The sequence below is a fragment of the Salinispora sp. H7-4 genome (genome assembly GCF_013416675.1).
In the GTDB taxonomy this organism is placed as follows: Bacteria; Actinomycetota; Actinomycetes; order Mycobacteriales; family Micromonosporaceae; genus Micromonospora; species Micromonospora vitiensis.
Window position 1 is genome coordinate 17,012 of sequence record NZ_JABZED010000060.1, and the last position, 24,453, is coordinate 41,464.

A 24,453-nucleotide genomic window follows, 5' to 3' on the forward strand; every position below is an offset into this window, starting at 1 on the left:
ATGTGGGGTGGGCCACACAGGGGGTGGTACTCCAGTTGGTTACTGACAAGTAGCATCCGAGAAAACGCCAGTCCGGCTATCCGGCTAGGAGGCTCAAGTGCCCCGTGAAGTTCGGGATGTCGTCTTCGTTGACGGCGTCCGCACCCCGTTCGGCAAAGCGGGTGGCATGTACGCCAACACCCGCGCCGACGACCTGGTGATCCGCTGCATCCGCGAGCTGCTGCGCCGTAACCCGCAGCTGCCGCCGGAGCGGGTCGAGGAGGTCGCCGTCGCCGCCACCACCCAGATCGGCGACCAGGGCCTGACAATCGGCCGGACCGCCGCGCTCCTGGCCGGCCTCCCCAAGACCGTGCCCGGCTTCGCCATCGACCGGATGTGCGCGGGCGCGATGACCGCGGTGACCACGGTCGCCGGCGGCATCGCCATGGGCGCGTACGACGTCGCCATCGCCGGTGGGGTCGAGCACATGGGCCGCCACCCGATGGGCGAGGGAGTCGACCCCAACCCGCGGATCGTCGCGGAGCGACTGGTTGACCAGTCCGCCCTGGTCATGGGAGCCACCGCGGAGAACCTGCACGACCGGGTACCGCACATCACCAAGGAGCGCACCGACGCGTTCGCGCTCGCCTCCCAGCAGAAGACCGCCAAGGCGTACGCCAACGGCAAGCTCCAGGACGACCTGGTGCCGGTGGCGGTCCGGGACCCGGAGACCGGCTGGGGTCTGGCCACCGTGGACGAGGCGCCGCGGGACACCTCGATGGAGAAGCTCGCCACCCTCAAGACGCCGTTCCGCCCGCACGGCAAGGTCACCGCCGGCAACGCGGCGGGGCTGAACGACGGCGCCACGGCGAGCCTGCTCGTCGCCGAGGAGACCGCACGGGAGCTGGGTCTGCCGGTCGCGATGCGGCTGGTCTCCTACGGCTTCGTCGGCGTCGAGCCCGAGGTGATGGGGATCGGCCCGATCCCGTCGACCGAGAAGGCGCTGCGCATCGCCGGCCTGACCATCGACGACATCGGCCTGTTCGAGCTGAACGAGGCCTTCGCGGTCCAGGTACTCGCCTTCCTCGACCACTTCGGCATCGCCGACGACGACCCGCGGGTCAACCCGTGGGGCGGCGCGATCGCCATCGGCCACCCGCTCGCCTCGTCCGGTGTCCGGCTGATGACCCAGCTCGCCCGGCACTTCGCCGAGCACCCGGAGGTCCGCTACGGCCTGACCGCCATGTGCATCGGCATCGGCATGGGCGGCACCGTGATCTGGGAGAACCCGCACTGGGAGGGTGGAGCCAAGTGAGCGCGAGCAACGGGTCGAGCCAGTGCGTCCCGCAGTCGGAAACGGAGGAGGCACAGTGAGCATCGCGGCACCGAACGAGGTCGTCACCAAGGCCTTGCTGCGCCTGGTGGACGTACCGGGCCTGGACCGCCCCGCCGCCCTGATCACGCTGGACAACGGCTTCGACCACAAGAAGCCGAACACCCTCGGACCCGGTGGTCTGACCAGCCTGGACGAGGCGATCACGGCGGCCCACGCGGCGAAGCCGGCGTTCGTCGCGGTGACCGGTAAGCCCTACATCTTCTGCGTCGGAGCGGACCTCACCGGCCTGCCGCTGCTCACCGACCGCGCGCAGGCGCTGGAGATCGGGCAGCTCGGCCACCGGGTCTTCGCCCGGCTCAAGGACAGCGACGTTCCGACCTTCGCATTCGTCAACGGCGCGGCCATGGGCGGCGGCCTGGAGCTGGCCCTGCACTGCCACTACCGGACGCTGTCCGTCGGCGCGGCAGCCCTCGCCCTACCCGAGGTCTCGCTCGGTATCATCCCGGGCTGGGGCGGCACCCAGCTGCTGCCGAACCTGGTCGGCATCCCGGCGGCGACCCAGGTGATCATCCAGAACCCGTTGATGCAGAACAAGATGCTCAAGCCGAAGCAGGCGGCGGAGATGGGCCTCGCGGACGTCCTGCTGGAGCCGGCGGACTTCCTCGAGCGGTCCCTGGAGTGGGCCGCCGCCGTGGTCCGCGGCGAGCACACCGTGACCCGGCCCGAGGTTGACCGGGAAATGTGGGACGGCGTCCTCTTCTTCGCCAAGCAGACCCTGGATGCCCGCCTGCACGGCGCCGTCCCCTCCGCCAACCGGGCCCTCGAACTGCTCGGCCTGGCCAAGGAGGCGGACTTCGCCGCCGGCACCGCCGCCGAGGACGAGGCCCTGGCCGACCTGGTCTTCTCGCCGGAGCTGCGCAGCGGCCTCTACGCGTTCGACCTGGTGCAGCGGCGGGCCAAGCGTCCGGCCGGGGCGCCCGACCGGGACCTGGCCCGGCCGGTGACCAAGGTTGGCATCGTCGGCGCCGGCCTGATGGCCAGCCAGCTCGCGCTCCTGTTCGCCCGCCGTCTGCAGGTGCCGGTCGTCCTGACCGACCTGGACCAGGCCCGGGTCGACAAGGGCGTGGCCTACGTGCACGAGCAGATCGAGAAGTCGGTCAGCAAGGGCCGGATGGACAAGGGCACCGCCGCCAAGCTGTACGGCCTGGTGAGCGGATCGGTCGACAAGTCCGTCTTCGCCGACGCGGACTTCGTCATCGAGGCCGTCTTCGAGGACCTCACCGTCAAGAAGCAGGTCTGGGCCGAGCTGGAGAAGATCGTCAAGCCCGAGGCGGTGCTGGCCACCAACACGTCGTCGCTGTCGGTGACGGCGATGGCCGCGGACCTCGAGCACCCGGAGCGGGTGGTCGGCTTCCACTTCTTCAACCCGGTCGCGGTGCTCCCGCTGCTGGAGATCGTCCGCGGTGAGCGGACCGACGACGCCACCCTGGCCACCGCGTTCGCCGTCGGCAAGCAGCTGAAGAAGTCGAGCGTGCTGGTGAAGGACGCGCCCGCGTTCGTGGTCAACCGGCTGCTGACCCGCTTCCTGGGCACGGTGTTCGCCGCGGTGGACGCCGGCACCCCGCTTGAGGTGGCGAACAACGCGCTCGATCCGCTGGGCCTACCGATGCGCCCGCTGGCGTTGCTGCAGCTGGTCGGGCCGGCGGTGGCGCACCACGTCGGTGGCATCCTGCACGCGGCCTTCCCGGACCGCTTCGGGGTCAGCGAGAACCTCAAGCGGATCGCCGAGGCCGGCAAACCGATCGTCATAGACGACGAGATCAATGCCGAGGTGGCCAACCTGCTGGTGGTCGGCGACCAGCCGCTCACCGCCGAGCAGGTCCGGCAGAACGCACTCGACGCGCTGGCGCAGGAGATCCGGCTGATGCTCGACGAGGGCGTGGTCGCCGAGGCGCAGGACATCGACCTGTGCCTGATCCTGGGCGCCGGCTGGCCGTTCCACCTGGGCGGCGTCACGCCGTACCTGGACCGCACCGGCACCACCGAACGGGTCACCGGCAAGCGGTTCCTGCCGGCCGGTGTCGCCAGCCTCCCGGCCTGACCTGCCCCTTCCCCGTGATCGCGGTGGCCGCCCTCGGGTGGCCACCGCGATTCGTCTCTGGCCGGCGGGGGTCGGTCCCGTGGACCGGATCCCCGACCGGCTAGCATCAGCCGCCAGCACCCTCGCCTGGAGGCGTTGTCATGTCCTCACCGGTCGATCCCTGGTCCGGCCCGCCGGAGCACGGTGCCCAGCCCAGCTATCCACCGCCGTCCTCCCCGCCGCGCGCAGCCCGGCACGCGCGTCCGGAGCCCCCCGAACCGCGACCGGACGGCTGGCGGCCCCCGCCCCCGCTCGACCCCACACCGCCTCCACTCGACCCCACACCGACCCCGCCTGGCTCCACACCGGCCCCGCTCCCCTGGTCGGCCCCGGCCTCCACACCGGCCCCTCCCGCCAAGCCGGCCCTTCCCAACTGGTCAGCCACACTTGACGAGCCGACCCAGGCACACCGCACCATCCCGCCGATCCCTCCGGCCGAGCCCGACCTGGCTGACCAGGATCGGCAACCAGCGGAGACGGGTAGCCCCGCGGCCCCGTCCGATTCCGCGGCATCGTCCGGCTCCGCGGCATCGTCCGGCTCCGCGGCATCGTCCGGCTCCGCGGCATCGGCCTCCCGGCGGCCGGCACGGTCCACCCTGCTGCTCTCGCTCGGCCTGGCCGGCCTGCTCGTACTCGCGCTGGGTGGCCTCGCCTACCTCACCCGTACCGGCGGAGACAGCTCGGCGCCGCCCCCGGCCGCCGCCCCGCCCTCTGCGGAAACGCCGCAAGCCGCCGACAGCACGGAACCAACCCCGTCGACCGAGCCCAGCCCCGAGCCCAGTCCCGAACCACAGATCCGCCTCGTCGCACCGAAGACACTCGACGGTCGGGCCAGGAGCACCGACTCGGAGCTGAAGGCGCTCGCCGACGAGCTGGTGAAGGAGCTGGAGGCCAAGGTCAGCAGCGGGAACAGCACGGTCGGGGCCTTCTACGGCAGCTTCGAGGATGAGGACATCATCATGATCGCTGGTGCCTCCGGTTTCGTCCTCAACCCGCAACAGGAGCTGGACGCCACCGTCGAGCAGCTCGCCTCGGACCTGAACGTCCGCAAGATGTCCACAGTCTCCACCGACCCCCTCGGCGGTGTCGCGAAATGTGGGGACGGGAAGGCCTCGGACATCCCGCTCGGAGTCTGCGCCTGGGCGGACAAGGGCAGCGTCGGCATGATCGTGATGTTCTCCGCGTCGGCCAGCACGGCCCGCGCCAACTTCGCCGACATCCGAGCCGAGATCGAGCAACGCTCCTGAGGCCGGGCCCCACCCTCCCGGACGGCGGGGCGGGCCGCCAATCACCCGCGCCCGGCTACCGCCCGAGGAAGCCACCAACCTGTCTCGCCCACAAGGCGGCGTAGCGGCCGTCGCGGCGGAGCAGTTCGGCGTGCGTACCGTCCTCGACGACTCGCCCCTGGTCGAGTACGACAATCCGGTCCATCCGGGCGATCGTGGAGAGTCGGTGCGCGACGGCGATCACCGTACGGCCGGCCATGACCTTGTCCATGGTTTCTTGGATCACCGCTTCGATCTCGGAGTCGAGGGCACTGGTCGCCTCGTCCAGGATGAGGATCGGCGCGTCCTTGTGGATGGCACGAGCGAGGGCGATGCGCTGACGCTGGCCGCCGGAGAGCTTGACCCCTCGTTCGCCGACATGTGCGTGGTAGCCGGTACGACCATCCTGGTCAGACAGCGTGCTGATGAAGTCGTGTGCCGCCGCCTGTCGCGCCGCCGCGACGATGCTCTCCTCCCCGGCTGTGGTCAGACCGATGTTGTCCCGGACGGAGCGGTGCAGCAACGTGGCCTCCTGGGTCACCATGGCGATCTGCCGCCGCAGACTCCGCTGGGTCACCGCGGCGATGTCCTGGCCATCGATCTCGATGGTGCCCACCTCCGGGTCGAAGAACCGCAGAATCAGATTGACGAGCGTGGACTTTCCGGCGCCGGAGCGCCCGACGACGCCGACTTTCTCGCCCGCGGCGATCTCGAGGCTGAGCCCGTCCAGCCCACCGCTGCCCGTACCGTAGTGGTGACTGACGTTGGTGATCCGGATGGCACCGCTCCGCACGGCCAGGGTGCCCGCGTCGGGGCGGTCGGTGACCGCTGGTGGCTGGGCGATCGTGCGCAGCGCGCGGCGCAGGGTGCCGAGATGCCCGAAGAGCGCCGAGACACCGTCGAGCAGCCACTCCGCCATCGCGGTCATCCGAAAGGTCAGCGCCAGGGTGGCGGCGACCAGGCCGATGGGGGCGGCACCGGCCTGCCAGAGCAGAATGCCGTACCCGATCAGCCCCACCATCAGGATCCCGCTGAGGCACATCATCCCGACGTTCATGGTGACTTCGAGCCGTTCCACCCGCAGCCGGGCCTCGCGCTCGGCGGCGAAGACGGCCCGGTCGGCCGCGGCCGGAACATCGAGCAGCGCAAGCGTGTCGACGTTGGCGTACGAGTCGACCAGCAGACCGGTGACCGCCGAGTCCGCGTCCTGATGGTGTTCGGCGGCGGCCCGGTAGCGCGGCACGACGTACGCCATCAGCCCGGCGTAGAGCAGGATCCACACCGCCAGCGGCAGGGTGAGGCGTGGGTCGACGGAGCCCAGCAGCCAGATCGACCCGAGGATGTAGACGAAGACGAAGGCGAGCGTGTGCACGACGTTGTACGTCGCCATGGCCGCGGCCGCCGAGCCTTCCCGCACCCGGGTGGCGATGCGACCGGAGAGGTCTTCGCGGAACCAGCCGACCGGCTGCCGGGAGACCCGCCGATGTGCACGCCAGAGCGCGCGGGTGCGCGCGTTGGGCCGGAAGGCGATGTCGTCCAGGCCCTCGTTGAACAGGTGCAGGAGCGGGCGGGCGAAGAGGATCAGCGCTCCGACCAGGCACAGCTCCACGCCGTGGGTCTGCCACAGCGTCGCCGGGTCGGCCCCGGCGAGCGTGTCAACCAGGCGGCCGGCGTACGCGATGAGCCAGAGCTCGACGCCGGCGCTGATGACGGTGGCGAGCAGGCTGGCGGTGAGGACACACCGCAGCGGCCGGAACTCGGAGATCAGGTAGGGCAGGACCCGCTGTGGTGCGTCAGCGGGCTCATCGGTGCCGAAGGGATCGGCGGCGTTCTCGAAGAGGCGAAACACGAAGACTCCAGGCAGTGCGGAAAGAGGGAAGCCAAAGACCGCCTGGTGTTGTCATCGGATCTCTCCTCCGGTAGCCCGCCTGATGTCGATGCGCGCCGAGGCTAGCGGGCGCCAGCCGGTGCACCGCAACCGGTTTTCGGTCGCTCCGGCAGACCAGGACGGAGAAAATGACTGCTGGAGCGGGGTGAGCGGCGGCTAGCATCGGGCCGATGATCACCCTGACCCGAGACGACGGCTACCTGGTCAGCACCGCGCCCGAGCGGCTCGACCTTGACCTGGTCTACCACTGGCTCTCCACCGACGCGTACTGGGCCCAGGGGCGGGACCGGGCGACCGTGGAGCGCGCCTTCGCGGGCTCGATCGGCTTCGGCGTCTACCGGCCGGAGGACGGGCGCCAGGTAGCGGTGGCCCGGGCAGTGACCGACCGGGCCACCTTCGCCTGGCTCTGCGATGTCTACATCGAGCCTGCCGCGCGCGGACGGGGGCTGGGCACCTGGCTCACCGGTGCGGTCCGCGACCATCTCGCGGAGTTCGGCGTACGCCGCATCCTGCTGGCCACCAGGGACGCGCACGGCGTGTACGCCAAGCTCGGCTTCGACCCGCTCGCACGGCCGGACCGGTGGATGCAGCTCGAGAACCGGTGAACGCCGAAAGTGGCCGGCGCCCGTCCCGGCGCCACCCGCCCAGCCGGGGCTGGCGGCCAGGTCGCCCCAGAACCGCCCGCGGCGGCGGGGTGGACTCAGGCAAGGGAGGTAAAGCGGCTGGATTGGTGCAGGATGGCGGCAGCACCTTCGACGTTGGCTGAGCGAGCCGCGAGCGTGGCTTCAGCTAGCCGTTTGGGAAGTGCGGCGGAGAATTTGAGGCCTTCCAGAGCTTTCTCGTCAATCTCGGGGAGGCAGAGTCGCTCTTCCGCCGTCGCTGCCGCCACAGCCCACTCCGCGGGCGTCAGGTCTGCTCGTAGGCGGATGCTGCGATCGTCGAACCGCCCGACCGGATCAATCACCTGGCCGAGCGTTGCGGTCAGGGTTGCGTTGGTGCGAAAGCCTGCCCACGTCCACCAGCGCAGGTCGCCACTCTTGTTACGCACAATGACGTTCCCGCCGGGATGCACGAGGTGGAGCTTCTCTTCACGCTCCCGGGCGAGCCGGTCCGACGCGCGTTTGGTCAGCTTCACGGGCGGGACTCCGCCGAGCAGCACTTCGCGGACGGTACGGGCCAGCGTGAAGCTCAGCCCGGCCCATCCGGTGCCGAGCCAGCGCGCTCGTCCACCAGTGTCAGCCGGCGCCACGAAGCACCGTCGCCGACGCCAGTCAATGTAGGTGACCCGCCAACTACGACCGCCCAACAGCAGTCGGCGGTCGCCTCGGACCTCCTCGGTGAGCAGGCTCGGATCGATCCGGCCGAGCTCGTCCCGCCCGGCCAACACCGTGAATTCCGGGGGTCCGGTGAAGACCGCGGTCAGCTCCATGAAATGCCGACGACCGAAACGCTGTTCGGCCATGGGCCCGATGAACAGCATGTCCGCGTCGCGGTCGAGGTAGCCCTGGTCAACCAGGTGACGGACGATCGGTCGGGCGCTCTCGCCAAAGGGGCCGAGCCCGTTCCACTCCTGGGTCCAGAGTTGGTCGCCGACCCGTCGCTCCTGGAGACAGAGAGCCAGGATCTGTTGGGCGACGATGTGCCGCGGTTCAGGTGGCGGGGTCACTGGTTCCACCCAGCCGCGGGACCAGAGCAGCAACAGCGCCGCTGCCTCGGTCAGCGCCTCCCCGTCGAGGGTCAGGAAGAGGCAGTTGCGGCTGGTTCCGGGGCGACGGCCGGTGCGGCCGAGGCGTTGTAGGAAGGAGGCGACCGAGGCGGGAGCGTCGATCTGAATGACCCGGTCCAGGTCGCCGACGTCGATGCCGAGCTCAAGTGTGCTGGTCGAGACGATGACACAGTCCCGCGCCTCGCTGAACGCCTGTTCGGCGCGGCGACGTTCGTCGGTCGACAACGACGCGTGGGAGAGGAAGGTGGTGATCCCCTTCTCCCGCAACAGTTGGCCGAGCTCTTCGACCGTCTGCCGAGACTCGCAGAAGACCAGGCGTTTCTGCCCGTGGTGAAGCCCCGCGATCACCCTCGCCGCGTTGGGTAGGGAGCCCACGTAGTCCAGCTCGATGTCGCCCGGCGGTGTGCGCTCGGCCACCGCCGCCGTCTCCGGGGCGACCACCTGCGCGGGTCGGTTGCCGGCCCCGGAGCCTTGGAGCCAGGTCAGGAGGGGAGCGGGATTGCCGACGGTGGCGGACAACCCGATCCGCTGCAACGGCCGCCCGGCTATCCGGCTCAGTCGTTCCAGCAGGGCCAGCAGATGCCACCCGCGGTCGTCCCCGGCGAAGGCGTGCACCTCATCGATGACGACCGCGCGCAGGCCGGCGAAGAAGAGCCGGTGATCCACCCGGACGCTGACCAGCATGGACTCCAGCGACTCGGGGGTGGTCAGCAGAATATCGGGCTGTTCGTAGAGCACGGTACGCCGACGTGCGGCGCTGACGTCGCCGTGCCAGACGGCGGCTCGGCGGCCGAGCCAACCGGCGTACTGCTCAATCCGGGGTTGCAGGTTGTTGAGCAGCGCCTTCAGCGGGGCCAGATGGAGCACGGAGGTGCCGGTCCAGCGCTGCTCCGCCATCCGGGTGAGCAGTGGGAACAGCGCCGCCTCGGTCTTGCCGCCGGCGGTCGGGGCGAGGAGCAGGGCATCCGAGCCGTCGCGAACCGGGGAGACGGCGGCGCGCTGCATCGGGCGTAGGTCGCGCCAGCCCAGGGTGTTGACCACATGGTGCAGAACGACCGGGTCAAGGTCCGGCAACATGTCAGATCGGCAGTTCGATATCGTCCGCCGAGGCGGCTGCGTTGCGCTCGACCTCGGTCAGTTCGGCTGCGCCGAGGGTCAGCTCGTAGTGGCGACGCGGATCCCAGTCCGAGAACTGGTCAACGCGATCGAAAACCTCCGCGACCAGTTTCTTCAGGTAGATCCGGGGCGCGACTCCAACCCGGCCGCCGAGCGCTCCGGTGACGGCTCGGGCCAGGGTGGCGAGGTAGTCGTCGTCTACTCGAGCCGCAACCGCTGGGCTGGCGTAGATCGTGCGCACCCGGTTACCGAGCTCGACGAGCGCGCCGGTCGTGAAACCGGGCAGCCGCAGTTGCGTGGCGCGGGGGTTGTCCCAGCGTCGCTCCGGCCCGAAGTCGGTGGCGAGCCGCTGGGCGAGCGGCGCGAGGCGCTGCACTCCCTGCGGTCCGTCGAAGAAGGCCGGAGTGCCGGTGATGACGACCATCAAGCCGGGAAAACGCTCGGCGTGTATCTCGTCGATGAGTTGGCGCAGCGAATTGAGCGCCTTGTCCCGGGCGTCGGAGCGTACCCGTTGCAGCGTCTCGACTTCGTCGAGCACGAGCAGGAGCCCCTGGTGCCCGCTGTCGCGCAGGACGGTCAGCAGTCCACGCAGGAAGCTCAGCGCCGCGTAGTGGTCGAGGTCGCCCTTCACCCCGCCGGCCCGCCGCGCTGCGGCGGCGACGTGTGGCTGAGCGCCGAGCCAGGCCACCAGGCCGTCGGCGGTGTAGTGGTCGCCGGTGGCGGTGGCAGCACGGTAGCCGCGCAACGCCGCCGCGAAGCCGGGTGTGCTGCGGGAGATCTCGCCGAGTCGGCGCTCCAGCAGGTCGCTGACGGCGCGGTCGAGCGCCTCCGCGTCGTCCTCGGCGACTACCCCGTCGGCGAGGGCGTCCTCCTCCAGCGCAAAGATCCAACCATCGAGTACGGGCCGGAACGCGCTGGGCGAGAACTGCTCGGTGTTGAGGTGCTCGACGAGCCGTCGGTAGACGGTCTCCATCCGGTGCAGCGGCGTCTCCAGTTCGGAGATCTGCACCTCGGCGGCGGCGAAACCGCGTCGTTTGGCCCGCTCGGCCAGCCACCGGGTGAAGAAGGTCTTACCGGCGCCGTACTCGCCCCGGACGGCCTTGAACACGCTGCCGCCACCAGCGACCCGGTCGAGGTCGTCGTCGAGGGCGGCGGTGAACCGATCCAGCCCGACCGCGAGCGCGTCGAGCCCGCTACTCGGCACGACGCCGCGACGCAGCGCGTCAACGATGTCTCGGCGGCGGCGGGCGGAGATCTCGGCGGTCATTACGGCTCCAGCTCAAACTGCTCGACCAGCAGCGCCCGGTTGAGGTGGACGGTACGGCCGTCGGGATCGACGGTAATGACGGGGTATCCCTCGACCTGCAGCAGACGGCGCAGCGCGGTGATGGTGCCGGTGATCCGGTGCGCCGGTACTCCGGCCCGAGCGGCAAGGGTGTCGAGGGTGGCCCGGTCGCCACCGGCGAGCAGGATGCCGAGCAGCGCGGCGACCCGCTCGTCTGCCAGCGGCGTTCGGGGATTCCGCCGTTCGGCGTAGCGAGGGCTGGCGAGCAGCGCCGGCACCAGGTCGGGGAGAGTGGGGTGTGGTGCGGGAGCCGCGGCTGCTGGGGCGGGCGCGGGATCCAGGTCGAACAGGCTCTCGACCTGCGGTTCGACGGGGCTCCGGTGTCGGTTGCGGGCGGGCGAAGCCGAGTCGGACGGCGCTGCCACCACCTCGGGCAGCGGTTCCCGCCACCAGTCGGGGCTGGCCACTGGGCCACCGGCCCATCCGGGTACGGCTTGGTCGTCGTTCGTGGTCAGCACAAGCAGCGGAATGACGGCCTCCGCCGGTGCGGCGCCGCCGTGGTAGCCCGCTTTGCGCGGTCCGTACCGCACCTCCTCCCGCCACGGCAGGACTACCGAGCCGCCGCCGAGCGCCACCCGGCCGCCGCTGACCGCGATCTCGCCAGCGCCGGCCGGCCCACTGCCCGTCCGCCACCGGTTCTCGCTGCCGGCGCTGGGCAGCACGACCGACTCGGGCCCCCGGTCGACCACGTGCCCGTGGTCAGAGACCAGCACAACCATTCGGTCGGCTGCCGACGCCAGCAGGTCACCGACGGCGGTGACGGTGTCCCTGCCCCAGACCGTGCTGCCGGGGTCGCCACGGTCGAGGGCGTCGTCGATCGTGTTGATCACCGCGGCGACCACCGGGGTCGCCCGATCATCGAGCGCGGCCAGCACCTCCGGGTCCAGGGCGGTGCCAGCAGCGGCCCGTATCGCTTTCTTGTGCAGCAACCGCCCGGTGGGCCACCGCTTTGCGAACGCCGTCAGCTCCGCCCGTTGGCCACCGGTGGTGATTCGCCCGCTGAGCAGACTGCACCGGCTGACCTCGGTGACCGTGGGCAGCGCCGCAAGTACACCGGTCCGTGGCCCACCTGCGGGGGTGAGTTCCACCCAGGCCCCGCTGCTGGTGACCGACTCAGCCAGCTCCGTGGCCGCCGCCACGCCCATGCCGTCGAGGATGAGCAGCAGCACCCGACGACCATGGTCGAGGATCGGCTGGACCACCCGGTCGAGTACGTCCTCGACGAGTAGCAGCGCGCCCGGTTCGGCGTTGGCGGCGGTCTCGCGAGCGAGCAGGGTGGCGAACTGCTGGTCGTGGCGGGACCGGCGAGCGTCCACGGCCTCGTGCAGCAGCCGGTACGCCTCGGCGACCGGCAGATCGGGGTCGCCGGCGAAGATGTCGAGCCGGGCCCGGTCGACCCATCCGTCCTGGCGGACCTGCCGATGCACCGCGTCCTGCAGGGTGGCGGGCGCGGGGCCGTCCACGGTGTGCAGCCAGCGCAGCAGCCGCACGGCCATGCGGGCGGTCTCCACCCGCCGGGTGTCTGCTGCGCGATGCGCTTCGACCGCGGCGAGCGCCGACTGGGCACGGGCGACCGCAGCCGGCAGCGCCGACCCGCTGGTCGGCACCGCGAGCCGTACGGCGTCGGCGAACGCCCGCAGTCGGTACCCGAAGCCGGTGGGCAGGACGGCGGAGGAGCCCAGCAGATCGGTGGTGCCGATCTCGGCGGCGATGGCCTCGGCCTGCCGCAGCATCCGCATCGCCTCGGCCTGCCCGTGGGGGCCGGAGTCGACCGTTCGGTAGATCCACGCCTCGGCTGCCTGGTGTAGCGCCTGGGCCTGCGTTGGGGAGAGCCGCAGCCCGCCGAAGCGTGGCTCCATCCGGGTCCTGCCGATGGCGGCGGCCACCTCGACGGCAGTCTCGCTGCCGTTGGCCCACAGCAGCCCGGCGAGCAACCCCAGTGGGATCGCGTCCACCCCGTGCCCGGCGCGGACGCTGGCCATGATCGGGGTGGCAGCCGGGCCGGCGGTGCTGGTCAGGTAGTCGGTGATCCCCTCGGCGACGGCGTCGGGCACCGTGGTGAAGCGCAGTTGCCGGTGGGCGTGCGTGCTCCACTGCACGAGGCCGCTGTCGTCGAGTTCGGCGGGGGGCAGGTCGAGCAACTCGGCGGCGAGGCTTCGCAGCGCGTGGTCCCGGGTGAGGAGCACCCCGGGCGGAGGTGGCCATCCGGTTGGCGGAGCGAAGTCGGTGAGCGCGTTGGCGACCCAGCGACCGAGCCGAACCAGGGTCGGGTCGAGGGCGCTCACCCCGCCGAACAGTTGCCGGACCAGATCCCACGGGTCGATCTTTCGGACGGTCTGCCGGCTGAGGTGGGCGAGCAGACCGTCGCCCAGTTCGCTGTCGGTCAGCTCGGTCAGCAGCACCAGTCGCTCACCTTCGGCCCGGTCGTGTAGGGCGGCGCGGGCGGCGATCGGGGTGGGGCAGGGCACCACCCGCACCGCGGTTCCGGCGACGGTCAACAACGGTCCGACGGGCCATTCCGGACGGGCCGTCAGCGCGATGGCTTCGGCCGGGTCGTCCTCGGCGAGCCACGCCTCGACCTTCCGACGAACGGCGTCCGGCTGTGCGGTGCTGACCGGCGCGCTCACGACAGCGACCGGTGGTCTGTGGCGGCCAGCCGTCGGTTGGCCGCGCTCCCGGTGTCGCCCCGTCCGGCTGCGGTGCACATCAGCGGATCTCCCAGGTGACGATGACCCGATGGCCGGCACTGACCTCGCTCGCGATCTCGGCGGCGACCTTGTCCCAGCCGGCCGGGTCAGTCACCTCGCGGGTGTGCTGCGCCACAGCGACCGGGCCATCGGCCGTCCGGTCGACCACGCCACCGATCGGCGGTGGACCGGCGGTCTGGGCCGGCACGCCGCCGACCATCGTGCCGCCGGTCGTCGCGCCATCGATGGTGCCGCCGGTGGCCCGACCGGGCTGAAGGCCGGCTGGGTTGACGCCCTCGTCGTCCGGCCGCGTACCGGATTGTGGCGGCACCGGCCCGGTAGCCCGGTCGGCGGGCGTCCCACCAGCAGCCGTACCGTCGTCGGGGCGAGCTGACGGCCCGGCGGCCAACAGGGCGGCGGAGGCGGAGACGGCCGCCCCGAGGGCGTCGACGAGGCCCTGCCCGTGCTGGTCCCGCCGGGCGGCATCCCGCAGCTCTTCGATGATCGCTCGGGCCTGTTGGTCGTGGGCGGCCCGGGCCGAGATGGCCTGGAGTACCGGCCACTGGTGCTGCTGGGCCAACGCACCGCTGACCTTCTCGGCCTGGCTGAGTACCGCCCCGACTGCCTGGTCGTCGAGTTCGCCCAGGTCGGCGCGGGCCATCGTCTCGACCAGCACCACGTCGTCGCGCTCCCCGGCCAGGTCGGCGACGAACCGGGCCGCCCGACGTGCGGTCGCCAGGCGGCCGGTTGCCGCCGCGACGTCCAGGCCGAGCACGTCCGCGTGCACGGTGAGCGCCTTGACCAGTTCCCCCGCCGCCTGCTGCCGGCTCGCCGCCGACGAACGCAGCGTGCCGGCGAGCTCGCCCAGGTTGGCCGGGGTATGCCAGACGGGCAGAACGCCACCGAAGATTGCCGAGCCGCGATCGACCGCCGTGGCCCACGCCTGCTCGTCGGGCATCGGCGGGTGCCGCAGTTCCAGTTCGTCTCGCACCGCGGCGAGGTCGGCCACATCGATCTTGACCTCGTGCTGGTACCAGGCGAGTTGCTGGTCCAGCCCGAACACCATAATGATCAAATTCTGCAGATCACGCTCGAAGCCGAACGCGGCGGGCTCGTCAATGAGCCTGCGCAGCACGCCCACCGGGAAGCGGTCGGTGTAGCCGTCGTTGGCAGCGGCCTGCAGCAGCTGCTGGCTCCACCGGCAGGTGGAGGTGGTGAGCACGTACCGGCCGTCGTGGTACTCGCCGAGACGCAGGGTGTTACAGATCCGGCGCAGCGTGCGCTGGTCGGTCGGGTTGGCGACGGTGACACCGCGGGTGGGATCGGCGGCGGCCCGCCGGACGTACTCCAGGACCTTGGCCAACTCGCCGCGGGTGACCGGCTTCTCGTCGTCGGGCATCGCCGGTTGGCCCGGGTAGGCCCAGGCGAGGAGTTCCCCGGTCAAGTTGTGGAAGGCTTCCGCGAGCGTGCCGCCGCGCGGATCACCGACGTGCAGCCCCTCGGTGAGGGTGTGGAACACCCCGACGGCGTCGTCCTGTACGTCCGACCCGTGCGAGGCCGCCGACCCGTAGCTTTGCATGAGCGCACTGAGCAGCGTGCCGCGCAGCTGGGTCTGGCGCTGTTGCAGGTAGACCTTGCCCTGCTGCCGGTCGGCGAGGGACCAGTCCGCGGCGAGGGAGTTGAGTCGGTCGCCGGTGCCGCTGCCGAGCAGATAGTTGATTTTGGCGAGCTGGCCGACCTTGCCCATCAGCTCGTCGGTCAGGAAGTACGGCAGCCAGAACACGGTGCGGGAGCCGCGTTCCAGGCTCTCGATCCGGGCCCGGTCATCGCTGCGCTGGTATTCCGGCAGGTCGAACGGGTAGTCGATGACGATCCGCCACGCCTCCCCGGTACCGATCAGCGCGGCGGCCGGCATCGTGTCAGGGTCGCGGACGTTGCCGAACTTGACCTGGACGGTGTGCGTCCGGCCCCGCCACGGACGCGGGACCAGCAGCTCACCGAGCTGCCCGCCGGCCCCGGTGATGCCCATTTCGGCGGTGACCAGGTCACGGAGGAGTTGCTGTCGGACGCCGGTGGTGGTGGTCTCCTCCTCGGGCACCAGGTCGAGCAGCTTGTCGTAGTCGACGGTGTGCAGCTTGAGGCTGATCACCGGATCGGGGGTCTTGGTGAGGTGCAGCTCGCCCGCGCTGTCGGCGACCCGGTTCAGGCGGTTGAGCACGATCTGCCGCTCGTAGCCGGGGATCGGGGACGCGATCGAACCGAAGTTGAGCGCGTGCAGCTTGGCGGCGGTGAGGTTGTGCAGGGCCGGCACCTCGGGCACCAGCGCCCCGAGCAGCACCGTCTTGATCAGCTTGTCGTCGAGCTGGAACTGCTGGTGCCCGGCGGCCTGCTGCTCGGTGATGCCGTTGAGATCGAGCAGGATCGGCCGCAGCTTCTGCCGGTAGAGGGTGCGGGCAGACTGGAAGAGCTGCTTGAGCTTGGGCCGGTCCGGCAGTTCGCCGTGCAGGACGAGCGGGTCGAAGAGCGCGGCGACACCGATCAGGTCGTTGACCTCGAGGGTGTCGCGGCGGTCCACGAGCAGCTCGGTCATCACCTTCAGCGCCGTGCGTTCCCGCTGCAGTGCCTGGGAGAGCGCGACCAGGGTGGCGACCAGGGCGGGTGAGAACGGGTAGAGCTTGCGGAAGGCGGCGGCGTCGGAGCCGATGCCGGCGTCGCCGTACTGGGCGCCGAGCAGTAGCGCGTCCCACACCTCCCGGTTTCCCTTCACGGCGCCGAACGCACTGTCGATCACCGCCCGTCCCTCGTCGGAAAGCGGCTTGAGTAGCCGCTTCTCGGTGATCTCCGGCAGGTTGGTGTCGGCGAGGGCGACCTCGCCGAACCGGCCCTGCACGCTGCGCATGACATGCGCGAGCGCCTCCCGCTCGGTGCCGCCGACCTGCGGGCCGAGGAAGTCCTCCAGGTTGCGCTGCCGGGCGACGAAAGAGATCAGTGGCAGGGGGCGGGTGGCGTCGGCCGACTCGACCAGCTTGTTGAGCTTGGCGCCCTCGGTGTTGACGAAGACGTGGTCGCTGATCTTCGTGGAGAGCCAGAGGATCAACTCGTCGAGAAAGAGCACGAGCCCGTCGTACCCGAGCGACTTGGCGTGCCGGGTAATCACCGCGAGGCCGGTGTCCAGGTCGAGGTATTCCCCGCTGCGGACCGCCCCGGTGTAGAAGGTGCTGGTCAGCGCGCTGACGAGGCGGTCCCGGTCGGAGGTGCCCGGCGGCGCCGCCGCGGCGGCGGCGTAGCTGTCCGGGGTCCAACCGGCGGCCCGGGTGACCAGCACGGCGAGCCCACCGCCATCGGCCGCAGGCCCGCCCCCATCGGCCGCAGGCCCACCGCCATCGGCCGCAGGTGCGCCGCCGCCGTCGCGCAAGGTGGCGAAGAAGGCGTCGTCACCCAGCTGTTCCCGCAGCCGCGCGGCGTCGGCGAGTAGCGCGTCCGACCGGTGTACGGCGGGGACGGGCGCCGCCGGGTGCAGCGCGGTGATCTGGTTGAGATAGCCCTCCAGGACGGCCTGCTCGACCGAGCGGGCGTCGAGCATGTGAAAGGTGAGCGGGAGCAGCTTTCGGTCGCGCAGCCACGGGTCAGCGGCCAGCACCGGCTCGGCCAGGCCGCGCACCTCGCGGGCCTCCGGGTTGTGCTGGAGGATCTCCCGCAGCACCGCCATGAAGTGCGACTTGCCGGAGCCGAACGAGCCGTGCAGGAACACCGCCTGGGAGCGGCCGGTGGTGACGGCATGGCCGACCCGGCGCAGCGCCTCGACGAAGTTCTCCCGCAGCTGGTCGGTCACGACATACCGACGCAGGTCAGCACCCTCGGCGGCGCGGACGACGAAGTCACCGTCCCCGACCGAGGTCGGAATGTCGATCACGTCCCGTAACAGGGTCATCCTTGCTCCTCGCGTCGCCGCCCGACCGTGCCGCCGACGTCACCGGCGACCCGACGATCCTAAGCCGTCCCGTCACCCTGAGCTGCGATCGACTCCTTCCGCTATTCCCCGCCGGGAAACCGCAGGGCGGAGACCGCGGCGTCGAGGGTGGTGGCTCGGGCAAGCGGCTGGACGTGTTCCCCCTCGGCCAGCCAGAGCTGGCAGCCCGTCCGGTCGAACGACACCAGCACCGGCTGCCCGGCGTAGTGCTGACCGACCCGGCGCAGCAGCGCGGTCGGGTCCGCCACCGGGGGCGACGGTGCCGCCTGCGGCGCGGGCACCGGCCGGTCCGGCTCCCGGGGAACGGCGGCGAGCAGATGTATGTCGAGGTACTCGACGCACCGGGCCACGGCGAGTTCGACGCTGGCGCAGAACGGGGATTCCACCCCGATCGGCGCGTCCCGGGCGGCGAGGCGGAGGTCCCACCGTTCCCCCTGGATTTTGGTCGGGTCGCCCGTGTCGAGGCGGTGATCACAGTAGGTCAGTACGGCGGCAAGGTCGAGCGCGTGGGCGAGCCGCAGCAGGTCGGTCAGCGGCGGCGCGTCGGGCGCGGCGGCCAGCACGAACAGCCGGGCTCCGGGCAGCCCGGCGCCGACCCGCTCGACGTGCTGGCGGGCCGGCTCGACGACGGGGTCGTAGCCCGTCACCGTGCCGTTGAGCAGGTCCTGGTCGACCGGCTGCTCCTCGTCGAGGCGGCTGAGGTCGGCCGGGCGTACCCCGAAACCGGTGGCGTGGCGGGCCAGCCGCCAGTGCGGGCGTAGCTGGTGCACGGGGGTGCCGTTGGGCTGGTAGCCGACCACCGGGGCCGACTCCCCCGCGACCGGGCGCCACGTCTCGTGGCGCACCCGGCGCAGGTCGGTCACGGTCACCGTCAGCGCCGCCGGGATCCGACCGCCGTCGCGGCAGGTGAAGCAGGCCAGACCCGACGGGGCGAAGCCGGCCCCGGAGCAACGCGAGCACTGCGGGTCGGGGCCGGGCGCACCGATTCGGCAGTGGCAGCGGCGCAGCCGGGTGCCGGGCCGGCAGTCCGGGCAGGGCCGGTGCCCGACCGGCTCGCCCCACCAGGCCGGGTCGGGCGGCTCCACGGCTCTGCGTACCCGCTGCCGCACGTACCTCACGATCTGGCCGGTGTCGCGTTCGTGCAGCTTCTCGACGCTGCCGGCGGGCCGCAACGGGGTGTGCCACCAGCGCCCGTCGCGCCAGACCGCCTGGGCGCCGGGCACGCCGTCGGCCAGGTCCGCGAGGACGGCCCGGCCGAGCCGGTCAAGGTCCACCCTCGGTGGTACGCCGGCAGCTCGCACCGGACGTACGGTGTAGGCGGGCGCCGCACGCCCCCGCTCGTCGAGCCCGCGCAGCGCCTCCCGGAACGTCGTCGCAGCGACCGCCGAGGGCAGGTCCCGGGCGTGGGCGGGCGGGTCGAGCGGCACCGGCCCGCCGGGCAGCTCGTAGCGGATCGCCCAGACCGCCACGTCGTGCTGACGGCGAGCCTCCACCACCAGGTCGAGGTGGAGCAGGTCGGCCAGTTCGCAGAGCCGGGCCAGCTCGCGGCCGGGTTCCGGGGGCGACGGCGCCTCGGTGCCCCGCCCGACGTAGACCCGCCACGGCGCGTACTCCTGCTGGGCGAGGGCTTCGGCCTCCAGGTCCAGGCGTTCCCGCGTCGGCAGGTCGGCCCGCCACTGCCGGGGCAGCCAGTACACCGGGTCGTCCAGGGCGCACTGCCCCCAACGTGGGCGTAGCCCGCGCACGCCGACGGTGGCGGCCAGTTCAGTGACAATGTCCCGCGCCCGCGTGATGCTGTCGGGGCCGGCCGGCGGGTCGAGGCGGCCGGGCAGCAGCCGCCGCGACGCCGCCGCCCCGGTGTCCAGGTTGACCACGGTGACCACGAGCTGCGCCCGCCGCCGCCCCGCACGCCCACACCGGCCGCAGGGCTCGACCACGCTGCCGTCGCCGCCGCAGACCCGACAGTCGGCGTACGCCTGGTCGGCGCAGCGGTGCCCGTCAACGATGAGCTGGTCACCGCCCTGCACACAGACGCAGCGCCGAACGCGGAAGCCCAGTCCGTCGCACTCGTCGCAGTCGATCACCTCAGGCATCGTTCGGTCCTTTCGCCCACCCGAGCGCGGCCTCTTCGCGCGGTCACGAGCGCCGACCGCCGAGCCGGCGGGAGCAGGCACCGTCGTGGCCGTCCCGCAGCAGACAGCGCCGGCCGCCGGGCAGCGGCAGGTCGCAGAAGACCCGATGGCGTACGTCCTGCGCGTCCTCGGCCGACACGGTGGTCTCCCCCGGGTCGGTCCGCGGCAGCACCTGCGCCCAGCGGGCCAGCACCCGGGCCAGCCGCTGCGCGGCGGGGAGGTCGCGGGCCACCACCGGCAGGTGGACGACGTAACGGCCGGTCACCGCCGGGGCTCCGAATCCGTGCCTGCCCACTGGACACGGGCCTGCTCGGACTGCCAGCGGCGCAGCGCGTCCTTGACCCGGTCGGTTTCCCGCCGGCTGCGGGCCAGCGCGTCGTAGACAGCGGCCAGGTCCCCGGCGACCCGGTCGAGGAACTCCCCCACCTCCTGCGGGTCCAACCCGCGCCGGCCCAGCCGCGTGGACCGGAACCGCCGCTGCCGCACCTGCCACGGCCACAGCGGGTCGTAGGCCGCCGAGCGGTAGCAGGTCGGCCCGAGGACCGATCGCCGACGACGCCCGGCACGCCGGAAGAAGACGCGCATGACAGCACCTGCCTTTCACCGTCGTAATTGAGCTGTGGAAGGGGTAGGCCCACCGGCCCGCCCCGCACCGGCGGACCCACCCCGGCACCTACCACCGCAGCCCCGATCGGCAGTACGGCAGCAGGGCAGACACCGCCATTGAGCTGCAGAGACTCCTCAATGACTGCGGGGCAAGTGAAGCACTGCACTGAATGCAATGCAACGTCTAACAGAGAGCGCCCGATAAAGATCAGAAACTCTTAGGAAGCTCAGAGTGATTTGTCTATTGTTTCTGAGACAACAAAGGCGTTTAATTGGATGGGCAAGCGTCCACCATGACCTGACCATCGGAGGGGCCGGTGTCACACGCTGTAACGGGCTCAACCATGCTTCGCCGACAGCTCGGCAGGAAGCTCGAAGCACTCCGCAAGGCCGCCGGGCTGACGACGGAGCAAGCAGCGGAGGAGCTGGATCGGGCCAGGGCGACCCTCTACCGGATCGAGAGCGGCGCGGAGAACGTCCGCTTCCGGGCCTCCGATGTCAAAGAGATGTTGCGGCTCTACGGCGCATCGGAGGAGGACATAGAACTGGTCCTCGCCATGGCAGCAGCCACCCGCGAGAACAAGAACTGGTGGCACGACTACATCGGCTCCGGCCTACCGCGCTGGTTTCAGCTCTACATCGGCCTGGAGGCAGCGACCTCCACCATCCGACAGTACGAGGCTGAGCTGGTCCCCGGCCTACTCCAGACCCGTGCGTACACCGAGCAAATATTCAGCACGCCCGGCGGTTCGATCGACGCCGGGGACGACGATGAGCAGCAACGAGCGGTACAACTTCGCACGGAGCGCCAGACGCTCTTGACTCGCTTCTCCGCTCCACAACTCAGCGTGATAATCAACGAGGCCGTGTTGCGTCGTCCGGTCGGTAGCGCAAGGATCATGGCCGACCAACTACACCAGATCGTCAAGGCTGCGGAACTACCGAATGTAACCGTGCAGGTGTTGAACTTTTCTGCTGGGCTACACGCCGGAGCGATGTCCGGAGCCTTCTCGATCCTTGAGTTCCCACGAGACGGCAGCGGCAAGGAGGTCGAACCGCCCGTGACCTATCTAGAAACAGCAACGGGTGCGATCTACCTCAACAAGCCACACGAGACCATCGCCTACAACACCATCTGGGCCGACATGGCGGACCGCGCCCTGAACGAATCTCGCTCCATCCACCTGATCCAGCAAGTCGCAGAGGAGTACTCCCGTGCCTGATCCGACCAACGCCGTTTGGCGCAAATCCTCCCGCAGCAACAACGGTGGCAACTGCATCGAGGTCGCCGACAACCTGCCCGGCGTCGTCGGGCTACGCGACAGCAAGGACCCTGCCGGCCCGGCGCTGAAATTCGCGCCCGTTGCCTGGGCTACTTTCGTTGCGGGAGTTAAGGACGGTTTGCCGAACTCCTGACAACGCGGCATGCACGGGTAGCCTCTAAGCCAAGAGGCGACCTAACGAGCGGTGAGCGGATGGTGCGTTGTGAACGAGATGGACATGACCAGCGTGACCTGGCAAAAGAGCACTCGCAGCAACGGCTCCGGCGACTGCATCGAGGTCGCGGCCGACCTGGCGGGGAAAGTCGGGCTCCGCGACAGCAAGGACCCGAGCGGCCCGTTCTTGATCTTCACGCCAGCAGCCTGGGCCACCTTCGTCCGAGCCACAAAGGCCGAAGGTTCGCACCGCTGACGCTGTAGCGCCACCTCCCAAGGCTGCGCGTCCTCGCCCGGATGGGCACCGTTGCTCTTGCCGTCCCCTACAACAGCATCCGGTTCAACCAGGCGGACCGCGCCTAAACGAGTCCCACCCCATCCGCCTGATCCAGCAAGCCCAGAGGAGCACTCCCGTGCCTGACCTGACCGATGCCACCTGGCGCAAGTCCACCCGCAGCAACAACGGCGGCAACTGCATCGAGGTCGCCGACAACCTGCCCGGCGTCGTCGGGCTACGCGACAGCAAGGACCCTGCCGGCCCGGCGCTGAAATTCGCACCCGACGCCTGGGCTGCATTCGTTACGAGAGTCAAGGACGGATCGCCGCGCTCCTGAGAGCGCGGCAGGTCCGGGTAGCCGTAATCCCGAAGGCCATCAGGTCAGGGAGTACAGCCGAGTCTTCGAGCACCTAGCCACCACGGCGGCAAGGTGCTCGCAGGTTTCGCGATCTGATCCAGGAGACGATCAACAAGCAGTGAGAGGATGACGTTCAGTGGACGAGATGGGAATCACCCGTGTGACCTGGCGAAAGAGCACTCGCAGCAACGGCTCCGGCAACTGTGTCGAGGTCGCCGATGACCTTGCGGGCAAGGTCTCGCTTCGGGACAGCAAGGACTCGGGCGGGCCGATCCTGACCTTCGCGGCCCCGGCCTGGCGAACGTTTATCGGGGTTGTGAAGGCCGAAAGTCGCTGGCTATAGCGGTCAACCGCCGCTTCGGTCCCGACAGCACGCCGGCCGACGTGGCACGGTACGTCTCGTCTGCACGAGCCAACTACCGCGACGGCAACACCCTGCCCGCGCTGGAGATGGAAGGGCTGATCCGCGCTGCTCTCGGTGAACCCGAGCTGGCCGACAAGATCGCCCCAGACGTCGCGCTCGGCGTTGAGGTGTTCATCTTGGGCCAGCTTCTGCAGGACTCCCACCTGACACCGGAGCAGCTTGACGAGTTCGTCACCGAGGCCGAACGGGCTGCCGCCGAATACCGGTAGCTGTGTGAACACAGGTACCAAGCGCGGGGATTTGGTGAGGGGATGGCGCGCGGTACTCCGGCCGTCTCGTGCCGGTCACGGTCGGCGGCGAGCTACCAGGAGGAGAAGCCCGGAGGCCACGATGCTTCCTGCCGCAGTCCACCGCATGATGTCTTCGATGGCCTCCGTGAGCCCCATACTTCTCGACTGGATGTCGATCAGCGTCGCCGCGGCCGCTACCGCGAGGCCGGAGACCCCGATAACGATCGCGAGGGTGACACCGGATGCTTCGCCCACCAGTTCCCGGGCGACAACCGACTGGGTGCCGATGTTGGACATCGCGTACCCCACGCCGTAGCTGAATCCGAACAACGCGAGGCCGGGCAGGTAGGTTTCGAAACCACCGCCGAGGGCGACCACGAACAGGCCAATCCCACCGGTCACCGCAGTGATACCCATCACTACCGGAATATTCAGGTGTTCGCCGATGCGCCCTGAGATCGGACCGGCGATACCGGTGGCCACCGAGGCGGCGAGAAGAATCAGACCCGCGGCGAGAGGCGAGCGACCCTCCGCTTGCTGTAGATAGACCGTGCTACCGAACACTCCGATGACGAGAGCGAGGTTGGCGACCGTCCCCATCAGGGTCACCATGACGTAGGGACGGTTGCGAAACAGTTCAAGGTTGACCAAGGGATACTTCGCCAACCGCTCGCGCTGCACGAACGCCACCAGAACCAGCAGCCCGACCACGGCGATCCCGGCCGTGGCGAGGGGCTGCCAGCTGCTCGCCAGGTCTACCGCGAGCGTGACCAGGGCGATCCCAGCCGCCACCAGGGCCAGGCCGGGCAGGTCGATCGACCGCGGCACCGTAGGGTCGCGTGATTCACGCACGCCAGCGGCGACGATCGCGATGGCGATAATGCTCAACGGTACGTTCACCAACAGCACGACCCGCCAGACGACCAGCTCTGTTATCCCACCGCCGAAGGGAGGGCCGAGCGCCATCGACACGGCGCCGATGCCGTAGGCGTAGCCGATCGCCCGTTTCACACGCTCTGCGGGAAAAGCATTCGTGACGATGGCGATGGCGAGCGGGAAGATGATGGCGGAGCCGACTCCCTGGACGGTCCGGAAGGCGATGACGGTCCCTGCGTTGGGGGCTAGGGCGGCACCCAGGGAACTCAGACCGAAAATCACGAGTCCGACCATGAGAATGCGTCGGCGGCCAAGGATGTCGCCGAGGCGTCCGCCAGGAATCAGGAACGCCGCCAGGGAGAGCATGTAGGCGCTGATCACCCACTGCAGGTTGGTGGGAGACGTGCGCAGCTCCGACGCCATCTTCGGCAGCGCGAGGTTGAGCGCGAAGAAGTCGAGCTGAACCAGGAAGATACAGAAGGATGCCGCGACCAACGTCAGCTTGGCCTGCGCTGCGGCTCCGTGAGGTGAAGCACTCCCGGCCAGGTGACGAAAGTGGTGCAGGCGAAGTAACACGGGTTTTCCTCACGTTGTGAAGTGGTCGGATGCCCGAGGTGCACGTAGGCACGTCTCGCACTGTCACACACCAGCCCCGGCTGGTC

At 70.3% G+C, this 24,453-nt stretch carries 18 protein-coding genes and 2 pseudogenes; 11 read left to right on the forward strand and 9 right to left on the reverse strand.

The window, feature by feature from the left end; genetic code table 11:
• Nucleotides 1-97: 97 nt before the first annotated feature.
• From H0524_RS22310 to H0524_RS22320, 3 genes are all read left to right on the forward strand, one after another.
• Complete coding sequence (locus H0524_RS22310; RefSeq protein ID WP_018721753.1) at nt 98-1,294, forward strand: thiolase family protein; 1,197 nt, start codon at nt 98-100, stop codon at nt 1,292-1,294.
• A 55-nt stretch (nt 1,295-1,349) separates the two neighbouring features.
• Entirely contained in the window at nt 1,350-3,416 is a 2,067-nt protein-coding gene (locus H0524_RS22315) for a 3-hydroxyacyl-CoA dehydrogenase NAD-binding domain-containing protein (RefSeq protein WP_180200409.1), read from the forward strand.
• Nucleotides 3,417-3,871: 455 nt separating this feature from the next.
• The gene (locus tag H0524_RS22320; protein ID WP_180200488.1) at nt 3,872-4,702 is read left to right on the forward strand and encodes a hypothetical protein; all 831 of its coding nucleotides are present in this window, start codon (nt 3,872-3,874) and stop codon (nt 4,700-4,702) included.
• A 55-nt stretch (nt 4,703-4,757) separates the two neighbouring features.
• Here H0524_RS22320 and H0524_RS22325 read toward each other — a convergent pair whose 3' ends face one another.
• Complete coding sequence (locus H0524_RS22325) at nt 4,758-6,569, reverse strand: ABC transporter ATP-binding protein (RefSeq protein ID WP_180200410.1); 1,812 nt, start codon at nt 6,567-6,569, stop codon at nt 4,758-4,760.
• A 209-nt stretch (nt 6,570-6,778) separates the two neighbouring features.
• On the opposite strand from H0524_RS22325, the gene H0524_RS22330 reads away from it, so the two are divergent.
• Nucleotides 6,779-7,213: a GNAT family N-acetyltransferase gene (locus H0524_RS22330; protein WP_180200411.1), complete on the forward strand. Its 435-nt coding sequence runs from the start codon at nt 6,779-6,781 to the stop codon at nt 7,211-7,213.
• Nucleotides 7,214-7,308: 95 nt separating this feature from the next.
• On the opposite strand, the gene H0524_RS22335 is transcribed toward H0524_RS22330, so the two are convergent.
• The 7 genes from H0524_RS22335 to H0524_RS22365 form a co-directional block, all read right to left on the reverse strand.
• Nucleotides 7,309-9,411 carry a DEAD/DEAH box helicase gene (locus H0524_RS22335; RefSeq protein WP_180200412.1) on the reverse strand — a complete coding sequence of 701 codons (2,103 nt, stop codon included), beginning with the start codon at nt 9,409-9,411 and terminating at the stop codon, nt 7,309-7,311.
• 1 nt (nt 9,412) lies between these two features.
• Entirely contained in the window at nt 9,413-10,717 is a 1,305-nt protein-coding gene (brxD, locus tag H0524_RS22340; RefSeq protein WP_180200413.1) for a BREX system ATP-binding protein BrxD, read from the reverse strand.
• On the reverse strand, nt 10,717-13,422 hold the full coding sequence (gene pglZ, locus H0524_RS22345) for a BREX-2 system phosphatase PglZ (protein ID WP_180200414.1): 2,706 nt from the start codon (nt 13,420-13,422) through the stop codon (nt 10,717-10,719). The genes brxD and pglZ overlap by 1 nt, the downstream gene beginning before the upstream one ends.
• Nucleotides 13,423-13,501: 79 nt before the next feature.
• A complete protein-coding gene (locus tag H0524_RS22350) occupies nt 13,502-17,413 on the reverse strand; it encodes a phage resistance protein (RefSeq protein ID WP_180200415.1) in 3,912 nt (1,303 codons plus the stop codon).
• A gap of 101 nt (nt 17,414-17,514) precedes the next feature.
• On the reverse strand, nt 17,515-19,545 hold the full coding sequence (locus H0524_RS22355) for a hypothetical protein (RefSeq protein ID WP_180200416.1): 2,031 nt from the start codon (nt 19,543-19,545) through the stop codon (nt 17,515-17,517).
• A 43-nt stretch (nt 19,546-19,588) separates the two neighbouring features.
• Nucleotides 19,589-19,849: a hypothetical protein gene (locus H0524_RS22360; RefSeq protein ID WP_027653219.1), complete on the reverse strand. Its 261-nt coding sequence runs from the start codon at nt 19,847-19,849 to the stop codon at nt 19,589-19,591.
• Nucleotides 19,846-20,169, reverse strand: coding sequence for a DivIVA domain-containing protein (locus H0524_RS22365; RefSeq protein ID WP_018214633.1), 324 nt, complete (start codon nt 20,167-20,169; stop codon nt 19,846-19,848). The genes H0524_RS22360 and H0524_RS22365 overlap by 4 nt, the downstream gene beginning before the upstream one ends.
• Before the next feature lie 365 nt (nt 20,170-20,534).
• Between H0524_RS22365 and H0524_RS22370 the strand changes: the two genes are divergently transcribed.
• The 7 genes and pseudogenes from H0524_RS22370 to H0524_RS22395 all read left to right on the forward strand — a co-directional run.
• Nucleotides 20,535-21,413, forward strand: a complete 879-nt coding sequence (locus tag H0524_RS22370) for a helix-turn-helix transcriptional regulator (protein ID WP_180200417.1) — start codon at nt 20,535-20,537, stop codon at nt 21,411-21,413.
• Nucleotides 21,406-21,606 (forward strand): DUF397 domain-containing protein, encoded by a 201-nt coding sequence (locus H0524_RS22375; RefSeq protein ID WP_180200418.1) that lies wholly within the window; start codon nt 21,406-21,408, stop codon nt 21,604-21,606. Before H0524_RS22370 ends, H0524_RS22375 begins: the two co-directional genes overlap by 8 nt.
• A 69-nt stretch (nt 21,607-21,675) precedes the next feature.
• Complete coding sequence (locus H0524_RS22380; RefSeq protein ID WP_180200419.1) at nt 21,676-21,882, forward strand: DUF397 domain-containing protein; 207 nt, start codon at nt 21,676-21,678, stop codon at nt 21,880-21,882.
• 157 nt (nt 21,883-22,039) lie between these two features.
• The gene (locus H0524_RS22385; RefSeq protein WP_180200420.1) at nt 22,040-22,240 is read left to right on the forward strand and encodes a DUF397 domain-containing protein; all 201 of its coding nucleotides are present in this window, start codon (nt 22,040-22,042) and stop codon (nt 22,238-22,240) included.
• 16 nt (nt 22,241-22,256) lie between these two features.
• Nucleotides 22,257-22,383, forward strand: a pseudogene (locus H0524_RS25680) (XRE family transcriptional regulator); the annotation flags it as partial.
• A 14-nt stretch (nt 22,384-22,397) separates the two neighbouring features.
• Complete coding sequence (locus H0524_RS22390) at nt 22,398-22,604, forward strand: DUF397 domain-containing protein (RefSeq protein WP_180200421.1); 207 nt, start codon at nt 22,398-22,400, stop codon at nt 22,602-22,604.
• Nucleotides 22,592-22,894: pseudogene (locus tag H0524_RS22395) on the forward strand (hypothetical protein); the annotation flags it as partial. The gene H0524_RS22390 and the pseudogene H0524_RS22395, both read left to right, overlap by 13 nt.
• A gap of 75 nt (nt 22,895-22,969) precedes the next feature.
• Here H0524_RS22395 and H0524_RS22400 read toward each other — a convergent pair.
• Nucleotides 22,970-24,367 carry an MFS transporter gene (locus tag H0524_RS22400; RefSeq protein WP_180200422.1) on the reverse strand — a complete coding sequence of 466 codons (1,398 nt, stop codon included), beginning with the start codon at nt 24,365-24,367 and terminating at the stop codon, nt 22,970-22,972.
• Nucleotides 24,368-24,453: the final 86 nt, after the last annotated feature.